Annotated in this window: 10 protein-coding genes and 1 pseudogene; 7 read left to right on the top strand and 4 right to left on the bottom strand. The window is 64.9% G+C overall.

Annotation, left to right across the window (positions count from 1 at the left end):
* The 4 genes and pseudogenes from ACFE7F_RS14295 to ACFE7F_RS14280 all read left to right on the top strand — a co-directional run.
* Positions 1-1118 (top strand): TonB-dependent receptor domain-containing protein (locus ACFE7F_RS14295; RefSeq protein WP_375404524.1); only part of this gene is annotated, 1118 nt, incomplete at its 5' end.
* A 47-nt stretch (positions 1119-1165) separates the two neighbouring features.
* Complete coding sequence (locus ACFE7F_RS14290) at positions 1166-1393, top strand: hypothetical protein (RefSeq protein WP_375404523.1); 228 nt, start codon at positions 1166-1168, stop codon at positions 1391-1393.
* A 26-nt stretch (positions 1394-1419) separates the two neighbouring features.
* Positions 1420-2201: pseudogene (locus tag ACFE7F_RS14285) on the top strand (IS5 family transposase).
* 25 nt (positions 2202-2226) lie between these two features.
* Positions 2227-2379, top strand: coding sequence for a hypothetical protein (locus ACFE7F_RS14280; RefSeq protein WP_375404522.1), 153 nt, complete (start codon positions 2227-2229; stop codon positions 2377-2379).
* Between the two features lie 609 nt (positions 2380-2988).
* On the opposite strand, the gene ACFE7F_RS14275 is transcribed toward ACFE7F_RS14280, so the two are convergent.
* Positions 2989-3570: a hypothetical protein gene (locus ACFE7F_RS14275; RefSeq protein ID WP_375404521.1), complete on the bottom strand. Its 582-nt coding sequence runs from the start codon at positions 3568-3570 to the stop codon at positions 2989-2991.
* Between the two features lie 290 nt (positions 3571-3860).
* On the opposite strand from ACFE7F_RS14275, the gene ACFE7F_RS14270 reads away from it, so the two are divergent.
* Complete coding sequence (locus tag ACFE7F_RS14270) at positions 3861-4376, top strand: DUF937 domain-containing protein (RefSeq protein WP_375404520.1); 516 nt, start codon at positions 3861-3863, stop codon at positions 4374-4376.
* Positions 4377-4722: 346 nt separating this feature from the next.
* On the opposite strand, the gene ACFE7F_RS14265 is transcribed toward ACFE7F_RS14270, so the two are convergent.
* The 3 genes from ACFE7F_RS14265 to ACFE7F_RS14255 form a co-directional block, all read right to left on the bottom strand.
* Positions 4723-7734, bottom strand: coding sequence for a TonB-dependent receptor domain-containing protein (locus tag ACFE7F_RS14265; RefSeq protein WP_375404519.1), 3012 nt, complete (start codon positions 7732-7734; stop codon positions 4723-4725).
* Positions 7735-8671: 937 nt separating this feature from the next.
* Positions 8672-9823 carry a glycosyl hydrolase family 43 gene (locus ACFE7F_RS14260; protein WP_375404518.1) on the bottom strand — a complete coding sequence of 384 codons (1152 nt, stop codon included), beginning with the start codon at positions 9821-9823 and terminating at the stop codon, positions 8672-8674.
* 12 nt (positions 9824-9835) lie between these two features.
* Entirely contained in the window at positions 9836-12943 is a 3108-nt protein-coding gene (locus ACFE7F_RS14255; RefSeq protein ID WP_375404517.1) for a TonB-dependent receptor, read from the bottom strand.
* Positions 12944-13136: 193 nt separating this feature from the next.
* Here ACFE7F_RS14255 and ACFE7F_RS14250 point away from each other — a divergent pair, with 193 nt between their 5' ends.
* On the top strand, positions 13137-13697 hold the full coding sequence (locus tag ACFE7F_RS14250) for a sigma-70 family RNA polymerase sigma factor (RefSeq protein ID WP_375404516.1): 561 nt from the start codon (positions 13137-13139) through the stop codon (positions 13695-13697).
* Positions 13690-14619: a FecR family protein gene (locus ACFE7F_RS14245; RefSeq protein ID WP_375404515.1), complete on the top strand. Its 930-nt coding sequence runs from the start codon at positions 13690-13692 to the stop codon at positions 14617-14619. The genes ACFE7F_RS14250 and ACFE7F_RS14245 overlap by 8 nt, the downstream gene beginning before the upstream one ends.
* Positions 14620-14903: the final 284 nt, after the last annotated feature.

The following is a 14903-nucleotide window of genomic DNA, read 5'->3' as shown; positions in this document are numbered from 1 at the left end:
AAATCACGGACTTCTATAATGGCGATTACAGGTTCGGCCCGGCGATCGATTACCGCCAAGTGCTCCGCTATTACGAGGAGAACGCGGCGCTGGTCAGGCTCGACGCGCCGCAGACTGCGATCAACGAGCGGTCGCTCGACTACCGGATCGAGGAGGATATCTATGCAGGTTACGGGATGGTCAGCCTGGCGATCGGCGACCTGACCGCGATCGGCGGCGTCCGCGTTGAGCGGACGGAGGGGCGGTACGACGCTTTTTCCATCCGCGGCGCGACCGGGATCACGCCACTGACCTTCGACAAGAAATACACGGACATCCTGCCGAGCGTCCATTTGAACTACCGGCCGCGTCCCGACGTGATCCTGCGCGCGGCATGGACCAACACGATCGGCCGCCCCAATTACGACGCCTCGGTCCCGACCTTCGGCGATGATGGTGCCGGGAACGGCGTCGCGGGCAATCCGGACCTGGAGCCCTACAAATCGATGGGACTCGACCTATCATTCGAATACTACCCCGACACCGACAGCATCTTCTCGGTCGGCGTATTCTACAAGAAGCTTGAGGACCCGATCTTCACCCGCACGTTGCGGCCCGCGAGCTTCAACGGCGTACCGCTCTTGTCGCTGTCGCAGCCGCAGAACGCCGAGAAGGGTGAACTCCTCGGCGTCGAGGTCAATCTGCAGCGCCGTTTCACCTTCCTGCCAGCGCCGTTCGATGGACTCGGTGCGTCGCTGAATGGGGCTTATATCGACTCGGAGGTGACCGTGCCCGAGCGCGAGTCCGAGAAGATCCCGTTCTTCCGCCAGTCCGACTTCATCGCCAACGCCTCGCTGTTCTTCGAGCGCGGCGGATTTGAGGCGCGGGTAGCGGTCAATTACCGCGACGACTTCATCGAGAATGTCGGCACCAGCATTGCATCGGATGTGTACCAGAAGGCGCGCACGGTGATCGACGCGCGGGCCAGCTATCAGGTGACCCGCGCGCTGACGGTGTTCGGGTCGCTGTCGAACCTGAACGAGGCGCCGCTCGCCTTCTACCAGACCAGCAGGAATCAGATCTTCAGCCGCGAGATCTACTCGTTCAACGGCGATGTCGGCGTGAGCCTGCACTTCTGATCGAGGCCCACCTCGCGCAGGCCGCGGTCCGGCTCACCGCGGTCGGGGTGCGCCGCCTGCGCGCGCGCGAGGCGCGTCAGAGCGTCGCGGCGGATGCGAGGTCGGTCTATGCGGTCGCAAACAGCACCGTCGCGCGCTACGACAAGGCGACCGGACGGCGGCTGGCGGTATGGAACGGCGATCCGGCGCGGTTTCCGCACGTCAACAACTGCGTCGGGCGGCGGCGCGCCCTAGGCGGCGTGGACGACTTGGTTGACGCTGGATCGAGCGGTTGATTCAAGGCTTCCTTTTGGAGGCGTAAGTGAGCCGGGGCGATCTGAGCGAGGCGGAGTGGCGGGTCTTGAAGGACCTACTGCCGATCGAGCCATCGATGCGAGGTCGCGGGCGGCGTCCGACCGAGAACCGGGCGGTCCTCAACGGCATTCTCTGGCGGCTGCGTTGCGGCGCTCCCTGGCGCGACGTGCCGGAGAAGTACGGCAAGTGGAACACGATCTACCGGCGGTTCCGGCGCTGGAGCGAGGCCGGCACGTGGGAGATCGTGTCGATAACCCTGGCCGAGATGATGGCGGACACCGGCCATTACAGCATCGACAGCACCACCATCCGCGCCCACGTGTCGGCAGCGGGCGTAAAAGGGGGACTCATCGACAGGCTCTTGGCCGCTCGCGGGGCGGGTTCGGCTGTAAGGTTCACTGCATCGCCGATGCCGGCGGGCGACCGCTCGCCTTCCATCTGACCGGCGGGCAGGCCGCCGACTGCAAGGCCTACGACACGCTGATCGCGCTGCCCGAAGCCGAGCCGGCCGCCCTGCTCGGCGGCAAAGGGTACGACGCCGATGCCACCCGCGACGATCTGCGCGGACGCGGGATCGACGCCATCATCCCGGGCCGCTCGAACCGCAAGAAGCCGATCATCCACGACCGCGCTCTCTACAAGGAGCGCAACCGCATCGAGCGCATGTTCGGTCATCTCAAGATCAACCAAGCCGTCGCCACCCGCTACGACCAACTCGCCGAAAGCTTCCTCAGCATGATCCAGATCGCAGCCACCCGCTACCTGCTCAAATTCGTCCACGCCGCCTAGCCTGCTCGGCGAGTTTCGGCTCGATGTGCGCCCGCACGCCGTCGACGTGGCCGACGCGCCGGCGGCGCTCCACGAGCGGATCCGAGAGTACTACCGCAGGCTCGGCAACCGGTCGTACATGGTGCTGGCGCTCAGCCTCGGCGTGCCCGCGCTCACCGCCGACCGGGACTGGCGGTAGGTGAAGGTGAAAGGGTTCAAGCTCGAGCAGGTGCGGTCGCAGACGCCAGCACACCCCCGATATCCGCGTGGTTCCACATTCGCTAGGGTAGCTCGTCATGGAACACGTTCTTGAACCAAAGCACCGGCTGGGGACGGCTACAGGCGAGGCTCGGCGCGAGTGCCCCTATGCTCGGGGCGTCGGGCTCACCCGAGACCTCGATGCGGCAACGCTTGAGGCGCTACGCACCGTCGAGCCTAGGCGCAGAAGCGTGGAAGCGCAGACCCGGCTTTACGCCGAGCAGCCGAGAGCGAACAGCTCCGGCCATGATGGTACGCCTAAACCCTGATCAACAAAGTTCTGATCGGTGTTCGGTAACGGGCACGCCCCTCACTGAAACAGCTCCGCCGCTCGCAGGCGCTTGTCGCTTACCTCGATCAGGCCGTTGTTCCACAACGTGGCGATCCCGTCGTTCCGGTGACCGCCAATCGGTTTCTTGGCCAGCGCCGCCGCGAGTTAGACCGTGTCGGTGTAGCGCTTGCCCGCGGCTGCGAGCGCACGCAGCATCTCGGGTGGACGTCCGAGCTGCCGTCTCTGTCGACTACCACGCGTCCTACGACGCCGGCATGCTCACCGCGCCACTTTGACCCGCTCGAATAGCTGGCCGTTTTGAAGTTTGATGTCGTCCGCTTTGATCGGCCTTATATCGGCACGGGTCAGCAGCCAGATCCGTGTGTCGTTCTGGCCGATCGGCAAGCCGCGTACGACGTCATTTTGCAGGTGGTAATCCCAGCCGTCGCCCCTGCCCACTAGCGCCAGGTCTGCCTGGGCCTTGATCCTGCCCGCGTACGGACCCGCGACGAGCACGACACCGATCGCCAGGGCGATGGAGCTTGCCGGGAACACGACCGGGCTCAGTTGATCCGGCTCCAAGGCTTGGCCCTTACGCCACCTACCCACGCCGAAATGCCGCAGCATCAACACGGCCAGAACGAGGAGAAGTATGGCCACTAGGAGCGGCAACATCGCGCCGAGCAGAGCGGCCAGCGTGGTCAGCATGGCGCTCGCGCCCTTAATTCCGACGCCCACGTTGGCGAAGCCGAAGCCCGCCGGATTTAGCCCGAGCCGCAGGAAGTAAGCGTCATAGTAGGTCCAGCCCGAAAAATAGAGCGCCGCGACGAGCAGGCCGGCGACAAAGGCGGGATCGGACACGCGCCGGACCAGACCGCGTTCCCCGATTTGGCTCTTATCCTTTTGGCTCGGCGGCAAGCTTCTGTTCCAGCCCGACGATGCTTACGGGTGTTCCTCACCATAGCATCAATCGGACCAGCCATGCGAGCTATCGCCGCCTCGAGGAGGAGCCGACCTCCACGGGTGTACGCTGGCCCATCCCGTTGCGAACAAACCGGGGCATGACCAGGCGTTCGCGGCGGCACCGTTTGCTTTCTCGGGACCCAAGCGCATGGGCAGCCGTTGACGAGCGTCGTGACATGGAGCCCAAGATGAACCTGAACGAGCTGCTGCCGAATGGCGGCATCGAAGCACTCGCCGGCCAGCTTGGCATACCGCCCGAGCAGGCCCGGCGCGGAGCCGAAGCGCTGCTCCCTTCGGTTCTTGGCGGAATGGGAGATAACTCGGCGGGGTTGGATACGCAGATGAACGCGCTCGGCGGCGCCGAACTGGCCCAGAACGTCGTCGGCCCGGAACCGACGCAGGTCGACCGGGGCAACCAGCTGCTCGGCGGCATCTTCGGCTCCAAGGACGTCAGCCGTCAGGTGGCCGGGCATGCCGCGCAGAGCAGCGGTCTCGACCCGGCCCTTCTGAAACAGATGCTGCCGATCCTGGCCATGCTGGTGGCCGGCCACCTGTCAGGGCGCTCCGGCGGACAGCAGGGCGGCCTTGGCGGGATCCTCGGCTCGGTGCTCGGCGGGCTGGGCGGTGCTGGCGCGCTTGGCGGGGGCGGGCTCGGCGGCGGCCTCGGAGGCATGCTTGGCTCGATTTTAGGTGGTCGCCAATAAGCCGGTTCCTTGCGCCGCCAAGTACCCCACGGATGCTTTTAGCCGGAGTGGGCTTGCTGGCAATCACTCGAGCATATTAGCGGAATTTCTAGTGGGTAACGCTAAAGGCGGCCGGCTTGAGGGGTAAAAACCCAGGTGCACATGTTCGGGACACGCATTCGGCTGGCAGGAACCGGCCGGCCATTCAGGTTCGGCGTGCGCCGTGGAAGCAGCGTTAAGCTCCTTGTTCGATATGAAGGTGCCGACCGGTGACTAGCTTCGGCTAGCGCGAGCGAATACGCCTCGATGGCCATCAAAGCCTATCTCCGAACGCCCATGTTCTGCTTTCGCAGGAACACGGGACGTCTCAGAACCGGAACCGGAAGCCTGCGCGGTAGGAGCGACCAATGAGGTCGTATGGCGCGCTGGTGCCGAAAGACGTGCCGCTGGACGGGATCAGCTGCGGCTCCTGGTCGAACAGGTTCTCCACCACGCCGAACAGCGTCACCTTGGCACCGCCCAGGTCCACGTCCACATTCTGCGCCAGCTCGACGTAGAACACCTCGTCGAGCTCGTTGAACTCTGCCGGGATGCCGAGCCGGGCGGTTACGGGCTGATTGGTGATGCGGCCCGGGCCCAGGTAACGCGTGGTGATCGTGGTGCGACTCGGCCCCACCGCGTAGGAAGCCGTCAGCAGCCCGCGCCACTTCAGGCTGCCGAAGGTACCCAGCGTGGGGGGCTGCACGTCGCCGGGCAGGTTGGTCTCGTCCTTGGTCCGCTGCGACACGAGCAGGCGCACATCGATCGCGCCGGGCAGCGAGGCGGAGATGCGGTCCAGGCTGGTGCGGTAGCTGACCTCGTAATCGATGCCGGCGACCGACACGTTCTGCGCGTTGACGCCGCTGGTGAGGATGGTCGCGTTCACCAGATTGTTGGCGCCGGGCACCTGAATTATGCTGTCGCAAGCGGCCGAATTCTGCGGGCGGTTGAAGCCGTAGCAGATATCGATCACCGCTTGGGCGCCGAGCGCCACGATCGCGTCGCGGATGTCGATCTTGTACGCGTCGACCGACAGGCTGAAGCCCGGTAGGAAACCGGGCGTGTAGACGCCGCCCACCGTCCAGGTGTCCGCGATCTCGGGCGTCAGGTTCGGGTTGCCGCCGTTCAGCGTGATGTTGGGCACCTGCGGGCTGCCGGGTTGGCTGCGGTCCAGGTACGCGTTCACGAACTGGCTGCTGGGCGCGAACAGGTCGTTGAGGTTGGGCGCCCGGATGTCGCGCGAGCGCGTGAGGCGCGCGCGGAACTGGCCGTCTACGTCCCAGGTGGCCCCGGCCTTCCACGTCGTCACCGTACCACTGGTGGAGTAGTCGGTCAGCCTGACTGCGCCGTTGAAGTCGAGCGCGCGCGCAATCACCGAGTCGCGGAGAAGCGGGACCAATGTCTCTACGAAACCCTCGCGCACGGAGTAGCCGTTGCCGCCTGCTTTGAAGTTGCCGACATTCCACGCGGACGCCAGCGACAAGGCGTCCGCCGTCGCCTTGAAGCTTTCCTTGCGGCCCTCGAAGCCAGCCGCGACGGAGACGGGACCCGCCCAGGTGGAGAAGGGCTCGTACTGCGCGTCGAAGGAGAAGATGTCCTGGACGATGTCCAAATCCTGACGGGTGCGCAGGCCATCGTTAAGGCCGGTCACATAGGCGATCGCGTCTGCGCCCAGCGATCCCTCGCCGAACACGTTCAGCGGTACGCAACCGTTGCCCGGCGCGGTGACGCGCGAGCGGCAGATCGGCATGCCGGCGGCCACCCCTACGACGCCCCCGACCGCCGGGTTCGCGATCGCATCCAAGGCCAGGGCTAAGCGGCTCAGGATGATGTTGTTGTCGCGCGTGTACCAAACGTCGCTGTGACCGCGCTGATAATAGGCGCGCCAGCGGCCCTCGCCGTCGAACCGGCCCTCGAGCGCGGCCAGGATGCGATCCTGTCGCCGGTTATAGCCCGCCTCGCCTATATGCTGGTCCGGCCGGTTGACGACGTCGTAGAACAGGCGGTTGAGCTGAAACGAGGTGATACGGTTCTGGTCCATGGCCTGCTGGACCGACACCGGCAGAAACGGGTTGGCGCGATTGACGGTGATCGCGGCCGTGCCCTGGCGGTTGTACACCGCCGACCAGTTGATCGTGTCGTTGCCGGCATAGCTGCCTTCGAAGATCGCGGTGACGTCGTCCGCCAACTCGTAGGCGAACCGGCCGTAGATGCTCCAATGCTCGTCCTCGGGGAGCAGCGCACCGCGGATGGGAAGTGACTCCACGTCGCCGCCTGCTTGCACCTGGCCCTGCTGGATGGGACCGAATACGAACCGCCCGACTTGACCGCCGGGCAGGAAGTTCGTGCCGCGCAAGGGACCCGATGCGATCACGCCGCCCGGCGTGCTGTTGTAACCGGCGTCGAAGCGTACGATCTGCCCGGGCTGACCGTTGGTCGCGGTCCAGGCGGGGTTGTTGAGCAGGCGCAGACCGGGCTGGAACCAGTCGCGCGGGTGCTCGAAGAAGTCGATCCGATCGCCCTTGTAGTAGAGGCCGCTCAGGAGCAGATAACCGCGCTCGCCGATCTTCCGACCCGCCGCCACGTCTCCCGTCACGATGCGGCCGCCGCCCTGCTCCGTGTCGCTATAGGTGAAGTTGGTCCGCATTCCCGTGAAGCCGGTGTCGAGAACGAAGTTCACCACGCCCGCCACCGCGTCCGAGCCATAGGCCGCCGACGCACCGCCCGTGACCACGTCGACTCGGCTCACGAGATTTTGCGGCAGGAGGTTGACGTCGACCGCGGGCGACAGGCCCGAGCCCACCACACGGCGCCCGTCGAGCAGCGTCAGCGTGCGCGTAACGCCCAGGTCGCGCGCGCTGAGCTGGTTGGCGCCGCCCGTGGCGTTGGCGAAAAGCGTGGTGGTGCGAGTCGAATTGCCAATGCCCAGGGAAGGCAGCTGCTGGACATAATCGGCGATGTTGGTCGGATTGCGCTGCTGGATGTCCTCGCGCGAGAGCACCGTGGTGGGCGTGGGCGCGCGGGCGCCGTCGCGCACGATGCGCGAGCCGGTGACGATCACGTCCTCCGCCCCTTGCGCCGCTTGCCGCTCGGCTTGGTCGATCGATACTTCCGAGGCTGCGGGGGAAGTTTCTGCCGGAGAAGCGGCGCCCGCGGTCAGCGGCTCGCCGCCGCCGGGCTGGCGCGCGTCGGGGCGGGTCTGGGTCGTCTGGGTTGTGCCGGCCTGGGTTGCGCCGGTCTGCGCCACGGCGGCACCAGGAAGCGCAGCTATTGAACTGCATACCATCACCGCGCCGTTGACCCACAGCCGCGACCGGTCTCCTGCGGATCGAACCACCATGTCAATCACCCCCATACGCCCCGCTGCGTTGCAACAACCTCGGTTATTAGTTTCGTATCGTCAATACCTGTCGTTGTGTTATCATATTGCGTCTTTATGCCCGTGCTGCCCCTGATATCAGGCATACGGCCAACGAGCGTCTCAACTCGGTCGTGCGGCTCGGACTTGATCGAGGCCAATGTCCCTGGTCTCCCTCTCGCTAAATTAGACGAGCCTCGGTGACCTGCTCTGCCAAATCACCGTTGATCCAGTTGCGGATATCCACGGCTGCTTCGCCGCTCCCCAGACCGGACGTTCGTTCCTGCCCCGCTACAAGCTGAGAATGACCTTCGGCGGAAAGGCTGAATTGGGGAAACAGCGGCTGAAGCGGGCACGTGATCCGCTCATCCAGCAACCCATCGGGCGAGGAGTCCCACGTCTAGCTCGTTGCTTCGCAACTGATTTCGGTTATGTCGCCGGTACCTCGTCACACGCTCCTTAGCAAAAGATTGGCGCAACAACTGGGCGAAGGATCGATGAGCCTGCTGAACTTGGTGGTCGGCCGATCTTGGTTCGTGCGACGAAGCGCGGAGGCAGGCGTGTTATGGCACTCTCCGCGTCGGCGACGGTCCACGCCGGTCCGGATCACGAGGCTTAGATCGCGCTCGAGCCCGGCGAGGAGGGCTCACCGATATGCTCGTCCATAATGGCTGCGGGGGCAGCACCACCGTCAACGCCGGTGCCCTCGGTCCGAATTCTTTCGTCGGTTGGCTACAGGTCGGTCAGTATCCAGGAGACGAACCTGCGCAACTCTGTGCGGCCGTGCGAAACAAGACGTTGACACCGTAGAGAAAAAGAAACGGGCTCTCCATGTAGAGAGCCCGGTCAAGCAACGCTGCGACAAGGAGAGGTTACTCCCGGCGAAGGGCGTCCAGCGCGGTCGATTGAGCTACACCGCTCATCGAGCGGAGAATGCCGCTGTCAAAGCATCATGCTGCTTGCGGCTGATCTCGATCATCGAGCCGTGGCGCACTCCGGGCGGCATCTCGTAACGGTTCCATTCGGGCACTCCGCTGTTGCCCGATAATTGGAACCACGGCCCTTCCAGCCGCGGCGCCATCGAAAGACCGTAGCTGCTTCCGGCATATTGCTCGTAATAAAGCAACCAGTCGGCCCCGTTCGGCGCGCGAATGACCGTCGGCGCCTCCCGGAAGTTCGGGCTGACGGGTGGCCCTGGGTCGGGGTAAGGTCCCAGCAGCGTCGGCGCGCAACTGATGCGGACCGTCTTGCCGGTCACCCAGTTGTAGGAGGGGTAGCGCTCGTCCTTGATGATCGCGCAATAGCCCGCGTCGCCGTTTTGCTGCACGATCGTGTCGATCGTCGCCATATCCCAGGCGAACAGGCGACGCGGCGGCGTGGTAAAGGTCTTCAGGTCGCGCGAACGCACGTAGAGCGTCCGCTGACTCGCCCAGTAGCGTTCCGGATCGTCGGTCGAGCCAGGCACGTTCGGCGTGTGCCACGTCAGCAGGAATTCGTTCGACCGCTCATCGAACATCAGCTTGGGAGCACCGATCCTCTGTAGGGGATGGGGGTGCCCGGTCGCGGCTTTCAGGTTTGGCCGATAGGTCCCGTAGGGCGTCCAGCGGATCAGGTCGTCCGACACCCAGAAGCGGATGAACGGGTCATCGTCGTTCTCGTTGCCGACCAGGAAATAACGCCCGTCGCGCCCGCGCGCGATCGACGCATGGCCGCGATAGTCCGCCGACACCGGTCGCCCCCCGTTGAGCCTGCGCCAGGTAAACCCGTCCAAGCTGACCGAATAATAGAGGACGCCGTACCGCTCCTTCGTCATGTGGGCGAAGAGGTATGCCTTTTCAGGATGGACGTAGTGCTTGACCGGTGCTTCGGGCTGCTCCTGCGCCCTGGCCTCGACCGCCGGAAACATCACGGCCAGAGCGAAGGCGGCCGTCTTGACGAGGGTCTGAAGATCGCGTCGTGCGCAGCCGGTCCCGTCCACCGCCGTGAGCCACCCCAAGAGGCCGGCGGGCGAGGGGCTGGCCGCAGGCACGGGACCCGCGGCCCGCGCACGGGAGAGCTGGATCGGTCGCATGGGCACCTCGTCTCAGAACCGCGTCCGGATGCCGACGAAGTAGGTCGAGTCGTCGTCACGGATGTCGTGAGGAAAGAAGGGCTGGTCGAAGTAGCTACGGTATTTGGAGCGATTGATGTTGGTCCCGTTCACGCTGAAGGTCACATTCTCGCTCACGTCGTAGCTGACCGTGAAGTCGAGGCGGCCGAAGCCGCGCACCTTGTTGAAACCGACGACTTGTCCGATTGGTCGCACGAGATTGCCGATCGAGAACTCGTTGTATTTGGATCGGTAGGTATAGATGAGCCGCCCAGTAAACTTCGACCGCTCATATAGCAGCCCTAGGTTGTAGCTATATTTCGAGACCCCGAGTAGCGGTTCGCCCTCGAGTATATCCCCCTCGGTCGTGATCTCGCTGTCAGCGAGCGTGAAATTGGCGACCGCGCCTAACCCGGACAGTGCGCCCGGCAAAAAGTCCAGGAACGTCTGTCCACTTACCTCCAGGCCTTGGAGCGTCGCCGCCCCCGCGTTGCGTGGACGAGTAATATTGTAGGTAACGCCGTCGATCACCTCCGGATTGGTGCCGGACACCGTACGGTTCTTGAGCTTGCGCCAGTAGACCGCCGCCGACAGGTAATTGCTCCGACCCCAATAATATTCGACCGTCGCATCAAGCGCATCCGCTTTTTGGGGCTTGAGGTCCGGATTCCCGCCACCGCCGTTCGGCTGGACGTTGGCGTTGTTAGGGACCTCGTAGGTCAGGCCGGGGTTGAGGTCGCCGAACGCGGGCCTCGCTAGGGTCCGGGTCGCCGAGAAGCGGAACTGCAGGTTTTGGTCAAGCCTGAGCCGCGCGCTGAAGTTCGGCAGGAAGTCGGTATCGCTCGTGTCGGTCTCGACGGGCGTGGCTACCGCAGAGGGGTTAGGATCGGTCGGCGTCGGTGCCGGGCGGATCAGGCCCGTGCCGACGAGCGTCCGGTCCGTCTTGGTCAGTCGACCGCCCAGCAGCCCGTCCAGGCGAGCCCCACCGCCCAGCTCGACTTCGTAGGCGGCCTGCGCGTAAGCCGCATAGGTCTTCTCCGTCGCGTCGTAGTTGCGCGTCGGCTGGAATGCTGGATCGCCAGCCGGCGCGCCGTATAGGGCGCGTATCACGTCCGTCTGGTCCAGCAGGAAGTCGCGGTCAGGGGCGACCCAGTTCTGGCCGCCATTGATGTAGCGGATGCTCGACCGCGACGTGCGGAGGAAATCGGCCGGAAGTCCGACCGAGTTCACGAGGGTAACGCGGTTCCCGCCTGGTGCCGCCGGACCGCCTTGAAAGCCTTGGAAGTTTGTCGCGCGGTCGGCGTAGCGCACCCCCGCCTGAAGCTGGCGCACGAACCCGCCCACGTCGTAAGCGGCGTCGAGGCGCGCCGCCCACAGCGAACCGAAGCCCTCGTTGATGTCCTGGAACAGCCCGTTGGCGAAGCGGAAGTCATTCGGGTCGCCCAGCGGGTTGCCCGGCATGTCGGTCGTGCCGTTGCCACCGTCATTGATCACGACATCGGTCGCGGCGATCTGCTTGCCGATGTCGACGATGATCGTGCGGTTCCTCGTCTTCGACTCCTGGTAGGACAGGTCGAAGTCGAGGTGGACGCGGTCCGCGTCGTAGCGCGCGCCGACCGCGCCCAGATACTGATTTGTCCGGGTAGTGCGCGCTTGGGTCGAGGTGAGGCCGGGCACATTGTTGAACCGGGCGGACTCCGCGTAGCAGAGCTGCTGCCGCCCTGCCCCGCCCGTCACCAGCGGCGAGGAGCCGGTGATCGAACCGTTGTAGAAGCCCCCCCCGTCGATGCCGAACTCGCCGCACTCATCGCTAGGCACGACATTGGTGACGCTCTCGGCGGCGAAGATGTCGGAGAAGATGAAGCTCGTCTCGTTGCGCGAGCGGTATCCGGTAAAGAGACCGTCGGCGTACAATTCGAGTTCGGGAGTCGGTTTCCACTGGAGGGCGCCGTTGACCTGCGGCCGCTGATAGCGGCCGACCTGATTCAGCCCCCCGACGCAGGTCGGCAGGATCACTCCGCCCGCGCCAGGCGGGCCGTTGTTGCCCGAACGCGGATCGCAGTTGAACGAGATAGGCCGGTCGAACGGCAGGTCGGAATAGCTGACGTTCAACAGCGCGCCGAACTCCTGCCCGTCACGCTCACCGTGATACGCCAGAAGCCCGCTCAGGAGGGGCCCGAACTTGTCGGGGTTCTTAGCGTAGAACGCCTGCGCGCTCGCCCCGATCGTCAGCCCGTCCTTCAGCGACAGCGGCTTTCTGAGCTTCAGGTCGATGACCCCGGCCACGCCGCCTTCGATCAAATTAGCCGAATTCGACTTGAACACGTCGGCACCGGCGAGTGCCTCTGCCGGCAGATCCTGAAACGAGAAACCGCGGCCGACGCCGCTGAAGATCTCCCGCCCGTCCAGCGTCGTGAGGATGTCGCCGATGCCGCGGATGATCGGACTCTGCGGCTCGTTATTGTCGCCGATGAACACCTGCACGCCCGGCACGCGTTGAAGCGCGGAGGCGGTGGTAGGATCGGGGAACTTGCTGATGTCGTCGGCTACGATGGAGTCGACCACCAGCGCGGAGTCACGCTTGATGTCCGCAGCCGCGGTCAGACTAGCGCGCTGACCGGTAACGATGATGTCAGCGACCGGTGCGTCTTCCTCCGCGACCTCGGCCGCATCCGCACGTCTCCCTCCGGGTACGGTGCCAGCCTGTGGCTCCTGAGCCACTGCTGAAACGAGCGGTGCCGCGAGCGAAGCGTGCGTCGCCCGCGCCGCGGTCAGACGTTGCGTGTTGCGGATCACGAACACCTTGGGCCGGATCATCTGGACGCTCAGTCGTCCGTCGCCGAGAAGTTGCGCGAGCGCCTCTTGGTTGGTGAAGCGGCCGCTCAGCCCCCGCGTCGCCTTGCCGGCGACGTCGGCTTCCGCGAACAGCACCTGTATGCCGTTCTCGCGGGCGAACTGCTTGAGGGCAGTTCCGAGCGGCTGGGCCGCGATGTTGTACGACGCCCGCATCGCGCTCCGCGCGAAGGCCGGCGATGCAAGCCCACCCGCGAACAGGCTCAAGGCCGTCGACGCGAACAGCAGCTGCAGGCTATTGCCCTTCATTATCACTCTCCCCTTGGTCGCTTTCCCAGCGACTTATCGCCAAGGCTGTCCTCGGCCTTCCTCGTGGAGACGTATGAGCGCACCGCGTCCTCACCGACAATCAGCGGTATTTCGCCTATTTATCGTACTTAAGCTAATTGACATGATCGCACGCTGGACGAATGCTCTTCGCGCACGCCAGGGGAGGTCTGGAATGGCCACCACCTATCGCCTGCGACGCGCGAACGACGAGGATCTCGAGGAAAAGCCTCACGTCGGTGCTTCCCAGGCGGCCGAAGGACTTTATGAACGCCTCGTCCGGATGGTCCGCCGGCGCTCGCGCGAACCGGACCCTCGTGATGTGGTTCAGGATGCCTATCTGCGCCTGTCGATGGCGGAGACCCGTTCCGAGATACGCGACCCGGCTGCCTTCCTGCACGTGACGGCATTCAACCTGATCCGCGACCGCGCACGCTCTGCCGCGACGCGCCAGGCGGTCGCCGGCGAAGTGGTCGACATCGATGCTGTGGCCGCCGATGCGCCTTCGCCCGATCAGGCCATCGATGCTAAACGACGCTTGGCGTTGCTCGATGAAGCGTTGAACGAACTGCCGCCGAAAGTCAGGGCCGCGCTGATGATGTATCGATTCGACGAGATGCCCCAAGCGCGCATCGCGGAAGAGCTCCGCTTGTCCGTCTCAATGGTCGAGAAGCACATTCGTCGTGCGCTGCAGCATTGCAGGCGTCGGCTGGCCGAGGCGGATCGCGATGCGTGACCGTATCGATGACGGGCTGATCGGCGACTTCAGCGAGCGTGCCATATGGGCGGAGCTCGAGGGTTTGCGCGGCGGCGACACGATGCGCGACTCCCGACGGTTCGTCGCCGGGCTGAAGGCGGGTCGCGAGCGACGCGGGCAGTGGCTCGCAAGGTGGCGCGGCCTCGTGCCAGCCTCGGGGCTGGCCGTGGCGGCGGCGGCGCTGCTGCTCACTCGGCCCGAGCCGGTCGCCGAGACGCTCCGGACGCAGGTGGGCGAGATGCGGCGTGAGACGCTCGGTGATGGAACGATCGTTCTTCTGAACACGGACACTCGGATGAGGGTGACATTCCGCGACGACGGGCGCGAAGTCGTGCTCCTGGCCGGGCAGGCCCGATTCGACGTGGCGCACGACGCGGCGCGACCCTTCCGGGTCAGCGCGGGCGCCATGACGGTCACGGCCGTCGGCACCGCGTTCGATGTGGTGGCGCTCCCCAGCCGGACGGCGGTCACGCTGATAGAGGGCAAGGTGCTGGTGCGCACGGATGACCGGGTCGGCACGGTCCGTTCCCGTCCCAACCTGCTGACGCCCGGGCAGCAGATGACGATCATGGCCGGACGATTATCTCCGCCAAGGTCCGCTCGCCTCGACGCGGCGCTCGCGTGGCAACGGTCTTACATAGATCTCGGTGATATGAGCCTCACCGAGGCGCTCGATGAGGTGAACCGGTATTCCAGAACGAAAATCGTCGTGGATACGCCCGGGCTGGATAGCGAGGAGATTGGCGGCGTGTTCAAGGCCGGCGACGTGGACGCGGTCGTCGAGGCTCTAAGCGCCTATTTCGAATTGAAGGTCATTCATCGGGACCCGGACAAGATCGTGCTCGGGCGCGCGAGAGCCCACGACCCGATAACGGCAGCAGGTTCCAACATCGGATCATAGCCAACCATCCTCGTCGGATGCGGGCAACGGCAACGACGAACTCGACCGAGACAGTCGGAGTTGGAACCGGCCGTGATTCCGGCTCAGAACGATCTTACCTCCACCCTGGTCACGGCCGATCCGTCAAGGCTTTCTGGCCGACGGAACGGCCAACCGGGTACCCTCTCCCACAGGAACGGGAAAGACCGGTCGCCCATCGGCATCCCAGTCGAGACGTTGTATGCGTGGTGATCGCTTGGGAGTGCACTTCATGTTCGGCCCGGTATTCGCGTGGTAGATGATCC

This window comes from uncultured Sphingomonas sp., from assembly GCF_964235535.1.
In the GTDB taxonomy this organism is placed as follows: Bacteria; Pseudomonadota; Alphaproteobacteria; order Sphingomonadales; family Sphingomonadaceae; genus Sphingomonas.
This window is presented reverse-complemented; position numbering and strand designations above follow the sequence as displayed.